General features: G+C 46.6%; 2 protein-coding genes. Both read left to right on the top strand.

Annotated features, from left to right (window positions below):
• A partial coding sequence (locus A3735_RS28260) for an ATP-binding cassette domain-containing protein (RefSeq protein WP_156499994.1) occupies window positions 1-459 on the top strand: 459 nt, incomplete at its 5' end.
• Window positions 456-1055: ABC transporter permease (locus A3735_RS28265; protein WP_197486120.1), on the top strand; the 600-nt coding region annotated here is incomplete at its 3' end. The genes A3735_RS28260 and A3735_RS28265, both read left to right, overlap by 4 nt.

Genomic DNA, 1055 nt, shown 5'->3' on the forward strand with positions numbered 1-1055 from the left:
CTTTTTAACCTGATTCCTTATTTGTCGGTAATTGAAAATATCACACTGGCATGTAAATTTTCTAAGTTGCGTACTCAACGAGTATTAGCAAAGTCGGGCAGCCTGGAAGAGGAAGCTTATCGCTTGTTATCGCAGCTTCAGCTAAATGATCGCTCCATGCTGACACGAAAAGTATCTGATTTGAGCGTTGGCCAACAGCAGCGTGTCGCCGCCGCCCGGGCCTTGATTGGCTCGCCGGAACTCATTATTGCCGATGAGCCGACCTCTGCATTGGATGCCGATACACGTGAACACTTTATTCAGTTACTACTAGAAGAGTGTAAGCAAAGTGGTGCGACCATATTGTTTGTTAGCCACGATGCTGGCCTGGAAGCCGCTTTTGATCGCAGTATTCAGTTAGGCGAACTCAACCGCGCTTGCGAACAGTCTTCAAATAAAGGGCAGGAGGCCGTGTTATGAATTGGGCACTGCTGATGAAGCTAACGCTGAAAAGTATCCTCAACCGGAAATTTACCAGTGGCTTAACCTTGTTTAGTATTTGTATCAGCGTTTTTCTATTACTGAGTGTCGATACGGTGCGTAAAGAGGCTAAGCATAGTTTTACCAATACGATTTCAGGCACAGACTTATTAGTCGGCGCGAGAAGTGGTTCGGTGCAGTTGTTATTGTATTCCGTTTTTCGTATTGGCAATGCAACCAACAATATCGGCTGGGATAGTTATCAAAAAATCTCTTCACACAAGTCGGTTGCCTGGGCTATTCCAATTTCACTTGGGGACTCTCACAAAGGCTATAGAGTGATGGGCACCACGCAGGATTATTTCAAACACTACCGCTTTGCTGATGACAGAGGGCTGGACTTCGAGCAAGGGAAGCACTTTGACGGGGTTTATGATGCGGTGATTGGTGCTGAGATTGCGGAAAGCTTAGGCTATAAAATTGGTGATCAGCTGACCTTGGCGCACGGTGTTAACGATACCGGGTTCTCCCGGCATGATGATAAACCTTTTATACTAACTGGCATACTTGCCCGCACAGGCACGCCTGTTGATCGA

Source organism: Oleiphilus sp. HI0061 (genome assembly GCF_001635675.1).